The 19,558-nt window shown below is 38.0% G+C and carries 19 protein-coding genes and 1 other annotated feature; all 19 genes read left to right on the forward strand.

Going from position 1 to position 19,558, the window contains the following annotated elements:
* The first annotated feature begins 19 nt into the window (after nucleotides 1-19).
* The 19 genes from P9E47_RS22225 (at nucleotide 20) to P9E47_RS22315 (ending at nucleotide 19,408) form a co-directional block, all read left to right on the forward strand.
* Entirely contained in the window at nucleotides 20-2,149 is a 2,130-nt protein-coding gene (locus P9E47_RS22225; protein WP_003333028.1) for a peptidoglycan D,D-transpeptidase FtsI family protein, read from the forward strand.
* Nucleotides 2,150-2,209: 60 nt separating this feature from the next.
* Nucleotides 2,210-2,405: a binding site (T-box leader), on the forward strand.
* Nucleotides 2,406-2,475: 70 nt separating this feature from the next.
* Nucleotides 2,476-3,864 carry a glycine--tRNA ligase gene (locus tag P9E47_RS22230; RefSeq protein WP_326165046.1) on the forward strand — a complete coding sequence of 463 codons (1,389 nt, stop codon included), beginning with the start codon at nucleotides 2,476-2,478 and terminating at the stop codon, nucleotides 3,862-3,864.
* 210 nt (nucleotides 3,865-4,074) lie between these two features.
* A complete protein-coding gene (locus tag P9E47_RS22235) occupies nucleotides 4,075-4,299 on the forward strand; it encodes a YqzK family protein (protein ID WP_003333025.1) in 225 nt (74 codons plus the stop codon).
* A 26-nt stretch (nucleotides 4,300-4,325) separates the two neighbouring features.
* Nucleotides 4,326-5,216, forward strand: coding sequence for a site-specific tyrosine recombinase XerD (xerD, locus tag P9E47_RS22240; protein ID WP_003333024.1), 891 nt, complete (start codon nucleotides 4,326-4,328; stop codon nucleotides 5,214-5,216).
* Between the two features lie 196 nt (nucleotides 5,217-5,412).
* Complete coding sequence (gene deoB / locus P9E47_RS22245) at nucleotides 5,413-6,585, forward strand: phosphopentomutase (RefSeq protein ID WP_326165047.1); 1,173 nt, start codon at nucleotides 5,413-5,415, stop codon at nucleotides 6,583-6,585.
* A gap of 78 nt (nucleotides 6,586-6,663) precedes the next feature.
* Nucleotides 6,664-7,965 carry a pyrimidine-nucleoside phosphorylase gene (locus P9E47_RS22250; RefSeq protein WP_326165048.1) on the forward strand — a complete coding sequence of 434 codons (1,302 nt, stop codon included), beginning with the start codon at nucleotides 6,664-6,666 and terminating at the stop codon, nucleotides 7,963-7,965.
* A gap of 186 nt (nucleotides 7,966-8,151) precedes the next feature.
* Nucleotides 8,152-9,321 carry a D-alanyl-D-alanine carboxypeptidase family protein gene (locus tag P9E47_RS22255; RefSeq protein WP_003333021.1) on the forward strand — a complete coding sequence of 390 codons (1,170 nt, stop codon included), beginning with the start codon at nucleotides 8,152-8,154 and terminating at the stop codon, nucleotides 9,319-9,321.
* A 128-nt stretch (nucleotides 9,322-9,449) separates the two neighbouring features.
* Nucleotides 9,450-9,800, forward strand: a complete 351-nt coding sequence (gene spoIIAA, locus P9E47_RS22260) for an anti-sigma F factor antagonist (protein WP_003333020.1) — start codon at nucleotides 9,450-9,452, stop codon at nucleotides 9,798-9,800.
* Entirely contained in the window at nucleotides 9,801-10,241 is a 441-nt protein-coding gene (spoIIAB, locus tag P9E47_RS22265) for an anti-sigma F factor (RefSeq protein ID WP_326165050.1), read from the forward strand.
* A gap of 12 nt (nucleotides 10,242-10,253) precedes the next feature.
* Nucleotides 10,254-11,012, forward strand: coding sequence for an RNA polymerase sporulation sigma factor SigF (sigF, locus tag P9E47_RS22270; protein WP_003333017.1), 759 nt, complete (start codon nucleotides 10,254-10,256; stop codon nucleotides 11,010-11,012).
* A gap of 130 nt (nucleotides 11,013-11,142) precedes the next feature.
* On the forward strand, nucleotides 11,143-11,769 hold the full coding sequence (locus P9E47_RS22275) for a stage V sporulation protein AA (RefSeq protein WP_326165052.1): 627 nt from the start codon (nucleotides 11,143-11,145) through the stop codon (nucleotides 11,767-11,769).
* The gene (locus tag P9E47_RS22280) at nucleotides 11,759-12,193 is read left to right on the forward strand and encodes a stage V sporulation protein AB (protein WP_003333015.1); all 435 of its coding nucleotides are present in this window, start codon (nucleotides 11,759-11,761) and stop codon (nucleotides 12,191-12,193) included. The genes P9E47_RS22275 and P9E47_RS22280 overlap by 11 nt, the downstream gene beginning before the upstream one ends.
* Before the next feature lie 16 nt (nucleotides 12,194-12,209).
* On the forward strand, nucleotides 12,210-12,671 hold the full coding sequence (gene spoVAC / locus P9E47_RS22285) for a stage V sporulation protein AC (RefSeq protein ID WP_003333014.1): 462 nt from the start codon (nucleotides 12,210-12,212) through the stop codon (nucleotides 12,669-12,671).
* 13 nt (nucleotides 12,672-12,684) lie between these two features.
* Complete coding sequence (gene spoVAD / locus P9E47_RS22290) at nucleotides 12,685-13,692, forward strand: stage V sporulation protein AD (protein WP_003333013.1); 1,008 nt, start codon at nucleotides 12,685-12,687, stop codon at nucleotides 13,690-13,692.
* A gap of 2 nt (nucleotides 13,693-13,694) precedes the next feature.
* Entirely contained in the window at nucleotides 13,695-14,048 is a 354-nt protein-coding gene (spoVAE, locus tag P9E47_RS22295) for a stage V sporulation protein AE (protein ID WP_003333012.1), read from the forward strand.
* A gap of 12 nt (nucleotides 14,049-14,060) precedes the next feature.
* Nucleotides 14,061-14,621, forward strand: a complete 561-nt coding sequence (locus P9E47_RS22300) for a stage V sporulation protein AE (protein ID WP_003333011.1) — start codon at nucleotides 14,061-14,063, stop codon at nucleotides 14,619-14,621.
* Entirely contained in the window at nucleotides 14,618-16,114 is a 1,497-nt protein-coding gene (locus P9E47_RS22305) for a spore germination protein (RefSeq protein ID WP_003333010.1), read from the forward strand. The genes P9E47_RS22300 and P9E47_RS22305 overlap by 4 nt, the downstream gene beginning before the upstream one ends.
* Nucleotides 16,115-16,319: 205 nt before the next feature.
* Nucleotides 16,320-17,642 (forward strand): diaminopimelate decarboxylase, encoded by a 1,323-nt coding sequence (lysA, locus tag P9E47_RS22310; RefSeq protein WP_326165054.1) that lies wholly within the window; start codon nucleotides 16,320-16,322, stop codon nucleotides 17,640-17,642.
* 104 nt (nucleotides 17,643-17,746) lie between these two features.
* Nucleotides 17,747-19,408 (forward strand): glutamine--tRNA ligase/YqeY domain fusion protein, encoded by a 1,662-nt coding sequence (locus P9E47_RS22315; protein WP_003333008.1) that lies wholly within the window; start codon nucleotides 17,747-17,749, stop codon nucleotides 19,406-19,408.
* Nucleotides 19,409-19,558: the final 150 nt, after the last annotated feature.

Genomic DNA, 19,558 nt, shown 5'->3' on the forward strand with positions numbered 1-19,558 from the left:
AAGATAAGGATGACTATAAATGACGAATCATGATAATACAAAAAAGAAATCCCATATCCCGTTTCGTTTGAACTTTTTATTTTTCTCAGTTTTTCTCCTGTTTTCGATAGTTATTTTGAGACTGGGAGTTGTTCAAATTGTTAATGGAGAGGAATATACAAAAGAGCTTGAAAGAACAGAGAATATAATTGTCGAAAATCCAGTTCCGCGCGGGAAAATTTATGACCGTAAGTGGAGAACGATTGTTGATAATGAGCCAGTAAATGCGATTGTATATTCTCGCATGCCCGGTACTTCACATGAAGAAAGATTGAAAGTCGCGACTCAATTAGCAAAATATATTGAAATGCCTATCAATGATATTTCAGAAAAGGATGAACGTGATTTAAAGGATTATTGGCTGATTAAGTTCCCTGAAAAAGCAAAAGAAAAGTATACCGAAAAGGAATTCAAGGAGCTTGAGGATAATGAACTGTATAAATTACAACTCAAACGGATAACAAAAGAGGACATATCCGTTTTTACTCCAGAGGAGCTTGAAGTTTTCAAAATCAAACGGGAATTAGACCGTGGCTATGATCTCACCTTAAATATTGTCAAGGACCATGTTTCCCAAACGGAATTTGCGGTTGTTAGTGAGCATTTAAGTGAACTCCCTGGAATCGATATTATGACAAACTGGGATCGGAAATATAATTATGGCACGACCTTTCAAACCATTTTAGGAAATGTAACCCAAGGCCTCCCAGCTGAAAAAATAGACTATTATTTAGCACGGGATTACAGCCGGAATGATAGAATCGGGGCAAGTTATATTGAACAACAATATGAGGATGTTTTAAGAGGAAGTAAAGAAAAGGTTAAGTTCATTAAAGATAAAAGCGGCAATATCCTTGACACAGAGGTTGTGTCAGAAGGCGAACGCGGCCAAGACCTTATTTTGACCCTTGATATGGAGCTTCAAAAGAAGGTTGAACAAATTATTGAAGAAGAATTAATGAAAGCGAAAAAGACGGTCGGCAACTATTTGATGGACCGTGCTTTCGTTGTCATGATGAATCCGAAAACTGGTGAGATTCTTTCATTAGCGGGTAAGCAGCTCGTTACTAATAACGGGAAACTCGAAGTTCAAGATTTTGCAATCGGAACAATGACAAGTCAATACGAAATGGGCTCTGCTGTAAAGGGGGCTACGATCCTAACGGGCTACCAAACAGGTGCGATCAAGCCTGGCACTTTTCTGTATGATGAACCGCTTCAAATTAAGGGAACGAAATTAACAGGATCTTATACAAGAATGGGTTCCATCAATGATTTAACAGCATTAAAGAAATCTTCAAACGTTTATATGTTTAAAACTACAATCAATATGGCAAATGCTGTATACCGTTACAATGAACCATTAAATATTCAACCAAAATATTTTGATATGATGCGCTATTATTTCAGCCAATTTGGCTTAGGAGTAAAAACAGGTATTGATTTGCCAAATGAGGCGAGTGGTTATATCGGAAAAGAAACTAGGCCGGGTTTGTTGCTATTTATGAGTATTGGGCAGTATGATTCCTATACACCACTACAAATGGCGCAATATGTGTCAACAATAGCTAACGGCGGTTACAGGATGAAGCCGATTATCGTGAAAGAAATCAGAAAGCCAACCAATGATACAGAAATGGGTAATGTGCAATACGAATTTAAACCAGATGTGTTAAATAAAGTGGATATGGATGAAAAATATGTGAAGCGTGTGCAGGAAGGTTTCCGTCAAGTGTATCAAGAGTCCGGTGGGACGGCCTATGCCTACTTTGGTAATGCACCATACAGTCCCGCGGGAAAAACGGGTACAGCGCAGAGTCAATATTACGGGCCAAAAAGAGAATATTATGGAGCAAGTACGTATAATTTGAGCTTAGTCGGCTATGCTCCATTCGATAATCCAGAGGTCGCTTTCTCCGTTGTAGTTCCATGGGTAAGCTCTGATAAACATCCGATTAATAAATATATTGGCCGTCGTATAATGGATGCTTATTTTGAACTGAAGAAATCAGAAGCGACACCGTCAACTGAAGATCAACAGACAGGGAATGATACATCCGGAAATACAACTGCGAATACGAACACAGAAGCAGAAAATATTCAACAATAATAAACTTGGTCTTGACGTTTCATTACCTAATTGGTATGATATCTTACAAATTCATATTTGGTTAAAACTATGAAGGACAATAGTAGCTGAACAATCTCTTTTTAGCGAGCAAGGGATGGTGAAAGCCTTGTAAAGAAATTCAGTGAAACGGCAGTCTGGAGTTAACTATTTTAAAGTGAGTGCATTGGTAAAGCTATACCGTTTTGCAATGTACTAATTAGGGTGGAACCGCGGGAATAATGCTCTCGTCCCTAAGCTGATATTTTTGGCTTAGGGATGGGAGCTTTTTTATATGTATATTTATTTAATCTAAGGAGTGCATGGTAATGGCAGTAGAAAAAACAATGGACAAAATAGTCGCAATGTCGAAGCATCGGGGCTTTGTTTTTCCAGGCTCTGAAATATACGGTGGTTTAGCAAATACATGGGATTATGGTCCACTAGGAATTGAGTTAAAAAATAATGTGAAAAAAGCATGGTGGCAAAAATTCGTGCAAGCATCTCCCTACAATGTCGGCTTAGATGCAGCGATTCTTATGAACCCAAGAACATGGGAAGCATCAGGACATATTGGCAATTTCAATGATCCGATGATCGATTGCAAACAATGTAAAGCCAGACACCGAGCTGATAAAATAATTGAAAATGCACTGGATGAAAAGGGAATTGAACTGGTTGTTGACGGTTTGCCATTTGAAAAAATGGAGGAGCTCATTAAAGAGCATGATATTGCATGTCCAGATTGTGGCAGCAAGGATTTTACGTCTATTCGTCAGTTCAACCTTATGTTTAAAACACATCAAGGTGTGACTGAATCAAGTGCGAACCAAATCTTCCTACGTCCTGAAACAGCACAAGGTATTTTCGTTAACTTTAAAAACGTTCAACGCACGATGAGAAAGAAACTGCCATTTGGTATTGCTCAAATCGGTAAAAGCTTCCGTAATGAGATTACACCAGGAAACTTTACATTCCGTACAAGAGAATTCGAACAAATGGAGTTGGAATTTTTCTGTAAACCGGGTGAAGAATTAAAATGGTATGAATACTGGCAAAAGTTCTGTGAAAACTGGCTATTAGCATTAGGAATGACAAAGGTAAATATGCGTCTTCGTGAACATTCTGAAGAAGAACTTTCTCACTATAGTAATGGAACAACGGATATTGAATATAAATTCCCATTCGGCTGGGGCGAGCTTTGGGGTATTGCTTCTCGTACAGATTATGACCTAAAGCAGCATATGGAATTCTCTGGCGAGGATTTCAACTACCATGATCAAGAAACGAATGAGCGTTTTATTCCATACTGTGTTGAGCCGTCACTCGGGGCAGACCGCGTAACATTAGCATTTTTAGTGGATGCTTATGATGAAGAAGAGCTAGAGGACGGAACAACTCGTTCTGTAATGCACTTCCACCCTGCTTTAGCACCATACAAAGCAGCGATCCTACCTTTATCTAAAAAATTGTCTGATGAGGCACGTGCCATTTTCGAAGATTTGGCTAACTACTTCATGGTCGACTTTGATGAATCTGGCTCCATCGGTAAACGTTACCGCCGCCATGATGAAATCGGGACACCATTCTGTATTACGTATGACTTTGATTCTAAAGAAGACAATATGGTAACCGTACGTAACCGTGACACAATGGAACAACAACGGATGCCGATCGCAGATTTAAAGAAATTTATTGAAGAAAAAACCAAATTTTAATTTCATGTAAAAAAGAGGGTGTTCAAAAATGCTTTGGACATCCTCTTTTATATCTCCTTATATTTACAAATCCTTGATTTTTCTGTAGTTTAGAATAAGGAATACTTTCTTCTTTTTTCCACAATGTATAAAATTTCTCATTGTTGACATATCTTTAAATATAGGGTTGTACACTTGACACTATTTTTATTGATTTTGGAGGAATGAGACATGTCAATTTTAAAAATTGCCTTTGATACATTAAAAGTTTTTATATTATTTACGGGCTGTACATTGCTTTTTTATTTCGGAATTATCTGGATAAATCAAGAGTACGAACAATATCACCGTTATGATGAGCCGGAGGGCGGGGCTTTAAAGGTATCTGCTCAAGCAAAAGATTTTACACCTACATGGGTTGATCGTCTTATTTATTTTTATCAAAACGGGGAGTAAGTCATTAAAGGAGAGTTCCAGTTTTTATGAATGACCACTTAGAAGAATTTTTACAATATTTATTGACTGAACATGGGGCTGCTAAAAATACGGTTGATTCTTATCGCAGGGATATAAAACAATATATAAAATATCTTGAAACAGCCGAAAAACTCCAATCATTCGATGCGGTTGGTCGAATTCACATATTCAATTATTTAGCATCTTTAAAAGAAAACGGCAAGGCATCTTCATCCATTTCCCGAACGTTATCATCAATACGGGCGTTGTATCAATTTTTACTCCGCCAAAAAATTACGATGGAAGATCCAACCCTTCATATTCAATCCCCACAACTTGAGAAAAGAATGCCTACGGTGCTGACACTAGCTGAGGTAGAGACTTTATTGAATACACCTAAAGAGGATAATGAATATGGGGTTCGCGATAAGGCCATGTTGGAGTTGCTATACGCCACCGGAATTCGAGTATCGGAATTAGTTTCTTTGAATCTGGAAGATGTGAATGTTTCCTTACAATTTGTTCGTTGCAGTGGAAAAGGGAAAAAAGAAAGGGTCATTCCATTAGGAAAAATTGCAACAACTGTATTAGTAAATTATCTTGAAAATGCACGGGGGAAGTTACTTAAAGATAAGGAAAATGAGGCTTTATTTGTAAATCACCATGGCCAAAGGCTGTCAAGGCAAGGATTTTGGAAGATTCTTAAGGGCATAGGAAAGGATGCAAATATAGAAAAAGAACTTACGCCACATACGCTGAGGCATTCCTTTGCTACTCATCTTTTGGAAAATGGCGCAGACCTTCAAGCAGTTCAAGAAATGCTCGGGCATGCCGATATTTCAACAACTCAAATATATTTACAAGCTTCAAAAGCTAGATTAACAGATATATATAAGACCTATCATCCACGGGCCTAATTTTGTGGATAGTATTCTAACACCCAAAGACCTAAACTTAATCTTTGCATAAACAAAATGAGGCAAGAGTATCAAGGTCTGACGTCAGATAATAAATATAATCATAGTAATTAGTTCCATCAAAGGGAATAGTATTAAAGGTCTTAATTTTATTTAGCAGTAGTTACGTCAAGGCGATTTGATTGGAGGGAATAAAATGAAATTCAAACGGGTTTTCTTAATTGTAATGGATTCAGTTGGTATCGGAGAAGCCCCCGATGCTGAAAAATTTGGTGACAAAGGCGCAGATACACTAGGTCACATTGCCGAGCGTATGAATGGCTTAAATATGCCAAATTTAGCGAAGCTCGGTCTTAGCAATATTAGAGAAATTAAAGGTGTACCCGTTGCGGAACGCCCATTAGCTCATTATACAAAAATGCAAGAAGCTTCAGTTGGGAAGGATACAATGACTGGACACTGGGAGATTATGGGTCTTAATATTGATACGCCTTTTCAAACATTCCCACAAGGGTTTCCAAAAGAGTTAATTGATGAAATCGAAACTCGTACCGGTCGTAAGGTAATCGGGAACAAACCCGCTTCTGGGACGGAAATACTTGTTGAACTAGGGAAAGAGCATATAGAAACGGGCAGTATAATCGTCTACACATCAGCTGATTCAGTCCTACAAATTGCTGCCCATGAGGAAGTGGTACCGTTGGACGAGCTTTATAAAATATGTGAAATTGCCCGAGAGCTTACTTTAAATGAAAAGTATATGGTTGGACGCATCATTGCCCGCCCATTTATTGGGATACCTGGAAACTTCGAAAGAACAGCGAACCGCCATGATTACGCACTCAAACCATTTGACCGGACAGTCATGAATGAATTGAAGGATAATCAATTTGATGTTATTGCCGTCGGGAAAATTTCGGATATTTATGATGGCGAGGGTGTTACAAAAAGCTTGCGAACGAAATCAAACCTTGATGGAATGGACCGTCTAAATGATACATTTAAAATGGACTTTACTGGCTTAAGCTTTCTAAATTTAGTCGATTTCGATGCAAAATTTGGGCATCGCCGTGACCCAATTGGCTATGGAAAGGCATTGGAGGAATTTGACGAACGACTAGGCGAAGTTTTCGATTTAATGAATGATGATGATTTATTAATGATTACTGCTGATCATGGTAATGATCCAGTTCATCCAGGTACAGATCATACGAGGGAATATGTACCACTCCTCATCTACCATAAGGGGATTACGGAAGGAAAACAGTTGCCGATCTCAAAAACATTTGCAGATATTGGTGCAACTGTTGCCGATAATTTCGGAGTTTCACTGCCAAAGTATGGAAATAGCCTTCTCGATATTCTTTAGAGTGAATAATTAATCTAACGTTTGTTAAAGAACTGGTTCAGGTAATATAAAAAGATTAAAAACTAGGGAGTTTTTCAAATGAGAATGGTGGACTTAATTGAAAAAAAACGGGATGGTCAGGAGTTAACAAAAGAAGAAATCCGTTTTATGATTGAAGGCTATACTAATGAAACGATACCGGATTATCAAATGAGTGCCTTCGCCATGGCTGTCTATTTCAAGGGAATGACAGAGAAAGAGCGGGCGGAATTAACATTAGCGATGGTCGACTCCGGGGATAAAATAGACCTTTCTGCGATCGAAGGGATTAAGGTTGATAAACATTCAACAGGCGGTGTTGGTGATACAACGACACTTGTATTGGCCCCCCTTGTAGCCTCAGTAGGTGTCCCGGTTGCAAAAATGTCGGGACGCGGTTTAGGACACACCGGCGGTACGATTGACAAATTGGAATCAATTAAGGGCTTTCATGTTGAAATCGACAACAAACAATTCATCGATTTAGTAAACAAAAATAAAGTAGCCGTGATCGGTCAAAGCGGTAATTTAACACCAGCCGATAAGAAGCTCTATGGTCTCCGTGATGTAACTGCAACCGTTAATTCAATCCCACTTATCGCAAGTTCGATTATGAGTAAAAAAATTGCGGCAGGTGCTGATGCGATTGTTTTGGATGTTAAAACGGGAGCAGGAGCTTTCATGAAAGATATAGAAGACGCAAAAAAACTAGCAAAAGCGATGGTTGATATCGGAAACAATGTCGGCCGCATGACAATGGCCGTGATCTCGGATATGAGCCAGCCGTTAGGATATGCAATCGGCAATGTATTAGAGGTTGAAGAAGCTATCAACACGCTGAAAGGGAAGGGACCAAAGGATTTATACGAACTTTGCCTCACACTTGGCAGCTATATGGTATTTCTCGCCAAAAAAGCAAACTCCTTAGAAGAAGCACATAAAATGTTAGAAGAAGCGATCCAATCTGGAAAGGCCCTTGAGAAATTTAAGACGTTCATAGCAGCTCAAGGAGGGGATCCATCGCTTATAGATGATCCAATGAAGCTTCCAAAAGCAAAATACAAAATCGAATTAGAAGCGAAGGAAAGTGGCTGGGTTGAATCGATTATTGCTGATGAGGTCGGAAAGGCTGCGATGTTGCTTGGAGCTGGTAGGGCAACGAAAGACTCGAAGATTGATTTAGCAGTAGGGATCGTACTTCGAAAAAAAGTAGGAGACCAAGTAGAAAAAGGAGAATCAGTGGCAACGCTCCATAGCAACTTTGAAAATGTCGACGAAATAAAAAAACTGCTATATCAAAGTTTTACAATATCTCCTACTGAAACAAAGACACCACCATTAATTTACGATAAAATTTCATAATAGTGAATCAATAAAGGGCATTCCAATGGGATGCTCTCTTTTGTTGGAACAAGAGGACCGTCCCCATATTACAAAAAATAAATAAACGTAAATTTTGGTATAAAATGATAAATTATGGAAAAAATGTCGTGTATGAAGATTTTATCCTAAGGTTAGTATGTTTTCTAAAAAAAGGAGGGAGATAACATGAAAAAACGAGGTTCAAAGATTTTAATATGCTTTATATTTTTGTTGGCACTATTTGCACCGACAGGATTTGCAGAAGAAACAAAAGTCGATTTGGCGGAAGATGCATCATCTGCGATATTAATCGAACGTGACACCGGAACCGTCCTCTTTGAAAAGGAAGCAGATAAAAAGCTGCCGCCAGCCAGTATGACAAAAATTATGACGATGTTACTGATTATGGAGGCATTGGATGAAGGGAAAATAAAAATCAATGATAAGGTAAGAACAAGTGAATTGGCAGCTTCAATGGGCGGCTCCCAAATTTTCCTTGAAGCGGGAGAAGAAATGACGGTTGATGAGATGTTAAGAGGGATTGCGATTGCATCTGGTAACGATGCGTCCGTTGCAATGGCTGAACATATTGCCGGGTCCCATGATGGTTTTATTGAAATGATGAACAACAAAGCGAAGGAACTTGGTTTACAGAATACTAGCTTCAAAAATCCTACAGGGTTGCCGGCAGCTGAACATTATAGTACAGCACGGGATATGGCCATCATGGCAAAAGAATTATTAAAGTATGATTCAATTACAAAATATACAGGTGTTTATGAGGATTATCTGCGCGAGAACACCGATAAGAAGTTTTGGTTAGTCAACACCAACCGTTTAGTAAAATTTTATCCCGGAGTTGATGGTATTAAAACAGGCTTTACCAATGAAGCTAAATATTGCTTAACGGCAACAGCGAAGAAAGACGGCATGAGAGTTATTGCTGTTGTGATGGGAGCTCCAACACCGAAGGACCGAAACAGACAGATTACAAAAATGTTAGATTTTGCATTTAGTCAGTATCGGACACACCCAATGTATGAACGCAATCAACCGCTATCGAAGGTAAAAGTGTCAAAAGGGGATAAATCTACGATCAATGCTGTTACATCAGAGCCTATATCGCTTTTAACAAAAAAAGGCGAAAGTGTTGATGATGTAGAGCAAGAGATTATAATCAATGAAAATAGTAAGGCACCAATCAACAAAGGAGATGAACTTGGAAAGCTCATTCTAAAAAAAGGTGATAAAATCCTAGTTGAAAGCCCTCTAGTTGCAAATACCGAGGTAAAGGCCGCTACTTGGTGGAATTTACTTAAGAGAACGATTGGCGATTTTGCTAAATATTCAAATTAACATTGTAAAAATAATACGAATAAACACTTATATACACTAATAAACACTAGTTTTGTCGTGTTGCAGGAATTCCTTTAAAGAATAGCGAAAAGACTCACTTAAGACTTTCAGATTAGGAGGAAATTGAGTTGAGTCTCGTCATCAATTTAGAAACTAAAAAAGATGTACTGCTCATCCGTTTAAAAGGTGAGCTTGACCACCACACAGCAGAGAATTTACGTAATAAAGTTTCAGACGAAATTGAAAAAAATAATATTCATCACATTGTTTTAAATTTAGAAGAGCTAGCCTTTATGGATAGTTCTGGTTTGGGTGTAATCTTAGGCCGCTATAAACAGATACAAAGTCAAGGAGGGGAAATGGTTGTATGTTCCATTTCACCTGCTGTAAAAAGACTTTTTGATATGTCTGGGTTATTCAAAATCATCCGCCTAGTAGATGATGAGCAATATGCCCTAAAAACTTTGGGGGTGGCCTAAGTGAAAAATAAAATGGAATTGAAATTTTCAGCACTCAGTCAGAATGAATCTTTTGCTCGCGTTACGGTTGCAGCTTTCATTGCACAGCTAGATCCAACTTTAGATGAATTAACTGAAATTAAAACGGTTGTATCTGAAGCAGTTACGAACGCCATAATCCATGGATATGAAAACAATCCGGATGGTGAAGTGTATATTTCTGTCATGCTTGATGAAGGAGCAGTTCATATAACAATTAAAGACGATGGCATTGGAATTGCTGACCTAGATGAAGCCAGACAACCATTGTTCACAACAAAACCTGAGTTAGAACGTTCAGGGATGGGCTTCACGATTATGGAGAACTTTATGGATGATATGGTAATTGAATCGTCATTACATGAAGGAACAACGATTCATTTAACTAAATACTTAGCTAATAGTAAAGCTTTATGTAATTAAGGAGATCTGCCTATGGATGTGGAGGTCAAAAAGCAAAATAGTGAAACGTATTTAAAAGACCACGAAGTGAAGGAATTGATTGAGCGTAGTCAAGTTGGAGATCAGGAGGCTAGAGATTTAATCGTCCAAAAAAATATGCGCCTTGTTTGGTCGGTTGTTCAACGCTTTATTAACCGTGGATATGAACCAGATGATCTGTTTCAAATCGGTTGTATCGGTTTACTTAAATCAGTAGATAAGTTTGATTTATCGTATGATGTAAAGTTTTCAACCTACGCCGTTCCCATGATCATTGGGGAAATTCAAAGATTCATTCGAGATGATGGGACCGTTAAGGTAAGTCGTTCTTTAAAAGAAACTGGAAATAAGATTAGAAAAATAAAAGATGATTTAACAAAAAGGTTTGGTAGAGCACCGACCATTACAGAAATTGCGGAAGAGCTTGAAATTACTCCGGAGGAAGTTGTTCTTGCTCAGGAAGCAAGCCGTACACCATCCTCTATTCATGAAACGGTATATGAAAATGACGGTGATCCAATTACTCTCCTTGATCAGATTGCTGACCATTCGGAAGCAAAATGGTTTGACAAAATTGCTTTACAAGAAGCTATAAGGGGTTTGGATGAAAGAGAACGGTTAATAGTTTATTTGCGATACTATAAAGACCAAACACAGTCAGAAGTGGCTGGAAGATTAGGGATTTCACAAGTACAGGTTTCGCGCCTTGAGAAAAAAATTCTTCAACAAATGAAAGAGCAGATGGATATTTGACGCTAATTGTCAAATATCCTTTTTTTGTTTTTGAAACCAATTATTGGACGGATGATTTCCGAATGAGGCAACTATTCCACATCCATACTACATATACAAGGATTTAGCTTTACGAAGTGAGGTGGACCAGATGAAAGAGGATACGATATATCTCAGGATGCGGCTTAGAGTACAAACTAAACCCGATTCAATCATAAAAATAGGGGATATTACTCAAGTTATCGGTCCCGAAAATATAGTTAACCAAATCCAGAGCCTGTCGTTATACCAGATCTCCAAAAGTGACAAGAATATTGTAGTAATTGATCTTATGCATATTATCAATACGATACAAAGCTTTAATTCTGCCATTGATATTCAAACAATTGGACCAACGCAAACCATAATTGACGTAATATATAAACCTAAAAAGCCGAACATTGGATTTATAATACTCGTTTGGCTCTTATTATTTATAGGATCTGCGATTACAATTATGAACTTCCATGAGGATGTGTCCATGCAGCAGGTACATCAAAAACTTTACTATATTATAACCGGAGAAGAGCTAATAAAGCCGTTACTATTACAAATCCCTTATTCTTTAGGATTAGGAATTGGAATGATCCTATTTTTTAATCATTTGTTTAAAAAGCGAATAAATGAAGAACCAAGCCCCCTTGAAGTCGAAATGTTTAAATACCAACAAGATTTAGATCAATATGTAATTATTAAAGAAAATAAAGAAACGGTAAAAAGAGTGGGCCATGACCCTTAAAATTCTGTTGACCATATTTATTGGCTTTGCAGGGGGACTTGCTGTTGGTGCTGGTTTTGTGGCTTTTCTTACTGTACTTGGTGTAATTCCAAGATTGACACAATTAACGAAAACGATGAAATGTATTCATTTATATGAATGGGGTGTTGTTCTTGGAGCAATGGCGGGCGGGTGGATTGGCTTGAGAGAAACCATCTACCAATTTTCATCTTTGTTTGTGATTCCAATTGGATTGGCAAATGGCATCTTTGTAGGAATGTTGGCCGCTGCTTTGACGGAAGTATTAAATGTATGGCCGATTTTAGCAAAAAGGATTGGTGTCCAAGAGAAATTAATCATTTTACTATCTGCAATCTTTTTTGGGAAAATTTTCGGATCATTATTCCATTGGATCTATTTTGTTGATCTACTAAAACATTCATGAAATTAGGTGACGTGAATTGGGGGAGAAATTCTCAAAAGAAAAATACAAACAACAGATTCAATCTTTCCAACCTAAACAATCCATTTTTGTAAGCTGCATGAAAGCTTTTATCATAGGTGGTTTAATTTGTGTGGTCGGCCAAGGGATACAAAACTTTTATATTTCGTTTTTTAATTTTACAGCAACGACTGCAAGTAACCCCACGATTGCGACAATCATTCTGCTGGCAGCGCTATTTACCGGGTTAGGAGTATTTGATAAACTAGGCCAATTTGCCGGAGCCGGAACACTAATACCAGTGACAGGTTTTGCGAATTCGATGGCAAGTGCGGCACTGGAACATAAAAGTGAAGGTTTAGTTTTAGGAGTAGCCAATAATATGTTTAAAATTGCGGGAGCTGTTCTTGTATACGGAGTGGTAGCAGCAGCAATTATTGGGTTTATCCGTTATTCAATAACAACAATTTTATTGTCATAAAAGGGTGATCCTGATGGGAAGATTAGGTAAACAATCCTGGTTGTTTCAAAATGAAATTTTTGTAAACTCAACGGGTACTGCTGTCGGTCCGACTGAAGCAGAAGGTCCGCTAGGTTCAAGTTTTGATATTAAATATCCAGATCTTTATTGCGGTCAAAAGACTTGGGAACTGGCTGAAAGAAAATTAATGGAAGATTCAATTGAAGCCTGTTTGAATAAAGTCAATTTAAAACATGAAGATATTGATTTCTTTTTGGCGGGAGATTTATTAAATCAAAATGTTACCTCCAACTACGTGGCTAGAGGAAATCAAATTCCTTTTTTATGTATGTTTGGTGCCTGTTCGACATCAATGGAGACACTGGCAGTTGCTTCCTCTTTAATAGATGGTGGCTTTGCCGATAAAGTGTTAGCATCTGTTAGCAGTCATAACGCTACAGCTGAGCGCCAGTTTCGAAATCCGACAGAGTTTGGTGGCCAAAAGCCTGATACAGCAACATTTACAGTTACAGGCGCAGGTTCTATTCTAGTTGGAAAAGAAAAAGGGTTTATTAAAATAACAGGAGCAACCATTGGCCGGGTCATTGATTATGGAATTGGTAATCCTCTTGATATGGGCTCAGCGATGGCTCCGGCAGCAGCAGATACGATAATGGCCCACTTTAATGATTTTGGAAAAACACCACAGGATTATGACCTTATAGTGACTGGAGATCTGTCGGGTGTAGGAACGCCAATTTTACGAAAAATGCTGACAGATGAAGGGTATCATGTTGGCGCAAGTCTTAATGATTGTGGTCTCATGGTATATCATGCTGAACAAGCTGTATTTGCAGGTGGAAGTGGCTGTGCATGCTCTGCCGTTGTCACCTATGGTCATCTAATCAATGAACTTAAAGTAGGTAATTTAAAGAGAATATTTGTAGTTGCTACGGGTGCATTATTAAGTCCGATTATGATCCAGCAGAAGGAGACCATTCCAACCATAGCACATGGTGTTGTTTTTGAAAGGGTGGAATAAAGATGACTGAATACATGACTGCATTTCTAGTTGGTGGCATGATTTGTACGATAGGGCAGGTTCTTTTAGATAAATTCAAGCTCACGCCTGCACATGTATTAAGTTCATTCGTTGTGGCGGGAGCCATTCTTGAGGGTTTTGGGTTGTATGATAAATTAATTGACTTTGCAGGGGCCGGTGCTACTGTACCGATTTCGAGCTTTGGCCATTCTTTAATTAATGGAGCAATGGCTGGGGCGGAGGAACATGGTTTTACAGGCATTATAACGGGGATGTTCCAGCTTACATCGGTTGGCCTTTCTTCCGCCATTTTGTTTGCATTTTTAGTAGCAGTAGTCTTTCGTCCAAAAGGGTAAGGTGATATTCTTATGAAGCGAAAAGTAATTTTGGTTACTGATGGTGATGAATACGCAAATAGTGCAATTAAGTATGCAGCAAAAAAGGTTGGGGGTCGCTGCATCTCGCAATCAGCAGGAAACCCTACCCGATTGTCTGGGGAAGAAATGATTAAATTAGTTCATGCCGCACCGAATGACCCGGTATTTTTAATGTTTGACGATAGCGGGATAACTGGGGAAGGAAGTGGGGAAAAAGCTTTGAAATATATTGCCACTCATCCTGACATAGAAGTATTAGGAGTAATAGCTGTTGCTGCAAGGACAAGGCATAATGAGTGGGCAAGAGTAGATGTTTCGATTGATCGTGATGGGAATTTAACGGAATATGGCGTCGACAAAAATGGTTTACCAGATATTGAAATAGGCAGAATAAATGGAGATACCGTTTATGTTTTGGATGAAATAGATGTTCCGAATATCGTTGGGGTTGGTGATATCGGAAAAATGGCCAGATATGATTCCGTCAAAAATGGCTACCCGATTACATTACAAGCCGTTGAACTGATTTTGGAAAGGAGTGGATTTTCGTGAACGACAAAAATGAAGTCAAAATACCGATTTCCCCTGCCATAGGTTCCAACGAAGAATTCTTGAAGAAGCGAATTGGTATTGGGACAAGTTTTGATTTAGGTGTCCGAAAGCTAAAAGTATTGAAAAAGGATATACAGCTTTATTATTTAAATGGACTTTGTGATTCTGCTTATATAATTGAATTATTAAAGGAATTAGTTGAAATCAATGATAATGAACGATCTTTTAAAACAAACACAAAAGAAGTAATCCACAACCGTCTAATTCACCAACAGGTTGAAGAAATTAAAGATATGGACAAGGTCGTAGATCAACTTCTTTCTGGACTCATCATAATAATGATAGATGGAGAAAATACCGCATTTGTAGTTGACGTTAGAAGCTATCCAGGGCGTAATCCCGAGGAGCCCGATACAGAAAAGGTAGTACGTGGAGCGAGGGACGGGTACACCGAAAATATTGTTGTCAATACGGCTTTAACAAGAAGACGAATTCGTGATGAACGTTTGCGCCATGAAATCATTCAAGTGGGTGAACGCTCGAAAACGGATATTTGTGTAGCCTATCTTCAAGATGTAGCTGACCCTAATCTCGTTGAAATTATAAAAAAAGAATTAAAGGAAATTGAAATTGACGGGATTCCTATGGCCGATAAAACGGTTGAGGAATTTATCGTAAAACAGGGATGGAACCCCTACCCAATGGTTCGCTATACAGAAAGGCCCGATGTAGCAGCGACCCATTTGTTGGAAGGTCATGTCGTCATTATGGTTGACACCTCACCAAGCGTTATCATTACACCGACAACTTTTTTCCATCATGTTCAGCATGCCGAAGAATATCGTCAAACTCCTTCCGTAGGAGCCTTTTTACGATGGGTTCGTTTTATTGGTATGATCGCCTCTGTTTTATTAGTTCCAGTATGGTACTTATTTGTGAAAAATGAAGAACTCCTTCCGAATTCTCTAGAATTTATTGGACTAAAAGAGGAGTTTACGATCCCGATAATCGTCCAGTTAATCCTAGCAAACTTGGGAATTGATATGTTGCGGATGGCAGCTATACATACGCCAACACCGTTATCAACAGCAATGGGTTTAATTGCTGCTGCATTAATTGGACAAATCGCCATTGACGTGGGATTGTTTTCTGCAGAGGTTATCCTTTATGTTGCTGTTGCTGCGATTGGGTCATTTGCAACCCCAAGCTATGAGTTAAGCGTCGCGAATAAGCTAGCACAAATCTTTCTATTATTTGCCGTCTTTTTCTTTGATGTGGCCGGTTTGGTTGTTGGCCTTACAATTCTCGTATTATTCATGGCATCAAAACGATCTTTAAATACACCCTATTTATGGCCGTTTCTTCCATTTGATCCAAAAGCGTTTGGACAGATCGTTATTCGAGTGGCTGTTCCTTTAACTAAAACAAGACTTAATGCAACGAATCCGCGGGATGATAAAAAACAACCTACAAGAAAGCCTTTATTAAATTAAAACCCAAACATTTGATAATAAAAAAATGTATAACTTTAATTATTGCCAATTTAAACATGTATATGGTAAAGTTTAATTTATTAATGAGAGAACAAAATTTAGAGCTGTCACAGAAAATGTCAGGCCCAAATTATAGGAAAGGAACCTATAAAGCCAGACACTTTTTCAGACAGCTTTTCTTGATATAAAGACAAGGGGGAAATGTATGTTTTTTTATGGAACAAGTCGCATTAACGCTTTAAGTCATCTTGAAATTGGCGGAGTAGACACGGTTGATTTAGCACAAAAATATGGCACTCCATTATTTGTTTATGATGTAGCTCTAATGAGAAAAAGAGCAAGAGCATTTAAAGAAACTTTTGATAAGAATCAAGTTAAGGCTCAAGTAGCCTATGCAAGTAAGGCTTTTTCAACGATAGCTATGATTAACTTAGCTGAAGAGGAGGGCCTAAGTCTTGATGTTGTTTCAGCCGGAGAGCTTTATACGGCATTGGCAGCAAATTTCCCAGTTGAACGCATCCATTTTCATGGCAATAACAAAAGTGTAGAAGAAATTACAATGGGAATTGAAGCCGGTATCGGTTGTTTTGTTGCAGACAACTTCTATGAGTTGCAAATTTTGCAGCAAATTGCAAAAGAAAAAGGCACTATTGTCTCAGTATTATTACGTATTTCTCCAGGGGTTGAGGCCCATACACATGATTATATTAGCACTGGGCAGATTGATTCAAAATTTGGTTTTGACTTAAAAAGTGGACAGGTTGAAAAAGCGATCAAGATTACAAGAAATTCAGAAAACCTTGAGCTGTTAGGAGTTCATAGCCATATCGGCTCACAAATATTTGAAACAACGGGCTTTTTAATGGCTGTAGATACTATATTTGAAGCGATTGAGAAATGGTCAAATGAATTAAGCTATGTTCCAAAGGTGTTAAACTTAGGTGGTGGCTTCGGTATACGATACACTGAAGAAGATAATCCAATACCACCTGAGAACTACGTGGTAGAAATTATTGATAAAGTAAAATCACATGTAAAACATCTTCAAATTGAGATGCCTGAAATTTGGATTGAACCAGGTCGCTCTATTGTAGGAGATGCTGGTACAACACTATATTCCATTGGCTCTAACAAAGAAATTCCTGATGTTAGGAAGTATGTGGCGGTTGATGGGGGTATGGGAGATAACCTAAGACCTGCTTTATATCAAGCTAAGTATGAAGCCATCTTGGCCAATCGCGCTAATGATATCGCTGAAGAAAAGGTTTCTATTGCGGGTAAATGCTGTGAATCCGGTGATATGCTAATTTGGGATTTACCTCTTCCAAAAGCTAATCCAGGTGATATTTTAGCAGTTTTCTGTACAGGAGCCTATGGCTATTCAATGGCTAATAATTATAATCGTATTCCAAGACCTGCTGTTGTATTTGTTGAAAATGGCGATGCACAGCTTGTTGTTAAACGTGAAAGCTATGAGGATATCATTCATTTAGATATTCCTTTAAAAAGCAAATTAAAATTAAGCTAAAGTGTCCTTATGTAGGGCACTTTTTATTTTTTAATTTTTATGTTATAACTAGAAGCATCATATACATAATCAAAAAATGGATAGAAATAGAAAGGTTGACTGTAATGGAAGAAATTAAACATACGTCCTCGAATTTTATAAAAAATATTATTATAGAGGATTTAAAGGAAGGAAAATATGAGGAAGTAATTACAAGATTTCCTCCAGAACCAAATGGTTATTTACATATTGGACATGCAAAATCCATCATACTAAATTTTGATTTAGCTGATGAATTCAACGGTAAAACAAATTTACGTTTTGATGATACAAATCCATTAAAAGAAGATACCGAATATGTTGAATCAATTAAAGAGGATGTTAAATGGCTCGGTTATGATTGGGACAGTCTTTTCTTTGCTTCAGATTATTTTGAAGAAATGTATAATCGTGCAGTCCTTTTAATTAAGAAAGGGAAAGCATATGTAGATGATTCTACACCTGAAGAAATCCGTGAAATGAGAGGGACTTTAAAGGAGCCGGGCAAGGAAAGTCCGTACCGAAATCGTTCAGTTGAGGAAAACTTGGACCTCTTTAACAAAATGAGGGATGGAGAGTTTAAGGACGGCGAGAAGGTTTTACGTGCTAAAATTGATATGACATCGCCAAATATTAATATGAGAGATCCCATTATTTACCGAATAGCTCATGCCACGCATCATAATACTGGAGATAAATGGTGTATTTATCCAATGTATGACTTTGCACATCCACTAGAAGATGCCATTGAAGGTATAACCCATTCGATTTGTACGTTGGAATTCGAGGATCACCGCCCGCTCTATGATTGGGTTGTACGAGAGTGTGAAATGGAAGCACAGCCGAAGCAAATCGAATTTGCCCGTTTAAATATAACCAACACAGTTATGAGTAAACGAAAATTAAAGCTTTTAGTTGATGAAGGCTTTGCAGATGGCTGGGATGATCCAAGAATGCCAACTATTTCAGGGCTCCGAAGAAAAGGATATACACCAGAAGCGATTCGTGCTTTTTGTAAAGAGATTGGGGTTGCAAAAGCTTATAGTGTTGTCGATGAACAAATGCTTGAGCATTTTGTAAGGGAAGACCTGAAATTAAAAGCTCCAAGAACGATGGGGATCATTCGGCCGTTAAAAGTTGTCATAACAAACTACCCTGAAGGCGAAGTGGAGTGGCTTGAGGCTGAAAATAACCCTGAAAATCCAGAGATGGGTGTACGGAAAATTCCATTTTCAAGGGAAATTTATATTGAACAAGATGATTTCATGGAAAACCCTCCAAGCAAATATTTCAGGCTCTTCCCTGGCAATGAGGTTCGCTTAAAGCATGCTTATTTTATTAAGTGCCACGACTTTATTAAGGATGAGGATGGGAATGTTGTGGAGCTCCATTGTACGTATGACCCTGAAACAAAAAGTGGGACCGGTTTTACAGGTCGCAAAGTAAAAGGTACATTACATTGGGTGGAAGCGAGTCACGGAAAACAAGCTGAATTCAGATTATATGAACCATTTATTTTAGATCAAGAAGAAAATGAAGAGGAAGGAAAAACATTTCTGGATTACGTTAACCCTAATTCTTTAGAAATATTACAAGGGTTTGTCGAACCGGAAATGATAAACGCTAAAATACAAGATAAGTTTCAATTTTTTAGACATGGGTATTTTAATGTCGATTCCAAACATACAACTCCAGAAAAACCTGTTTTTAATCGGATTGTGTCATTAAAAAGCTCATTTAAACTATAAACTTCATATTTATTTACAAAAAAGTGTCTGGTGCTAATTACTAGGCGCTTTTTTTATTTGTATCTGTAAGCAGAAATATCCTACCATTTTCCAATAATGTGAACAAAATTTGAAAAAAGTAAAAAAGATTCATTTTTTTCTAAAATGCGA

It is taken from the genome of Schinkia azotoformans, from assembly GCF_035811335.1.
Lineage (GTDB): Bacteria > Bacillota > Bacilli > Bacillales > Bacillaceae_J > Schinkia > Schinkia azotoformans.